The sequence below is a fragment of the Pseudomonas sp. EA_65y_Pfl1_P113 genome (genome assembly GCF_963970525.1).
GTDB lineage: Bacteria > Pseudomonadota > Gammaproteobacteria > Pseudomonadales > Pseudomonadaceae > Aquipseudomonas > Aquipseudomonas tritici.
Window position 1 is genome coordinate 1 of record NZ_CAXAQM010000188.1, and the last position, 671, is coordinate 671.

Sequence of the window (671 nt, forward strand, 5' to 3'; positions counted from 1 at the left end):
CGGTGTAGAGGCCGAGCGCGCGAAGGTCGCGGGCAAGCACCTCCATCGCCGCGACGCCGCCGGCCTCGATCGCCTCGACAAACTCGGCGCGGGTCGAGAAGGGAAAATCGTCGCCACCCCACAGACCGAGGCGCTGCGCGTAGGCAAGGTTCTGGACCGTGGTGGCGCCGGTGGCGGAGACATAGACGACGCGGGCATTGGGCAAGGCGTGCTGCAGGCGAAGCCCCGCGCGCCCTTGCTGCGAGGGCGTGACATCGCCCCGTTCTCCCTTGCCGCCGCCAGCGTTCTGCATCGCGTGCGCCTCGTCGAAAATGATCACTCCGTCGAAATCGGAGCCCAACCATTCGACGATCTGCTTGACCCGCGAAACCTTCTCGCCGCGGTCGTCGGAACGCAGCGTGGCATAGGTTGTAAATAGGACGCCTTCCGGCAGAGCGATCGGCTTGCCCCGCGGGAAGCGCGAGAGCGGCGTGACCAGCAGGCGCTCCATGCCGAGTGCGGACCAGTCGCGCTGCGCATCCTCAATCAGCTTGTCGGATTTGGAGATCCAGACCGCCTTGCGCCGGCCCTGCATCCAGTTGTCGAGCACGATGCTGGCCGACTCGCGCCCCTTTCCGACGCCGGTGCCGTCGCCGATGAAGAAGCCGCGGCGGAAGCGGACGACGCCGTTT

At 67.2% G+C, this 671-nt stretch carries 1 protein-coding gene; it reads right to left on the reverse strand.

Annotation, left to right across the window (positions count from 1 at the left end):
* The coding region (locus tag AACY52_RS29050; protein WP_339561176.1) for a strawberry notch family protein at positions 1-671 on the reverse strand (671 nt) is incomplete at both ends.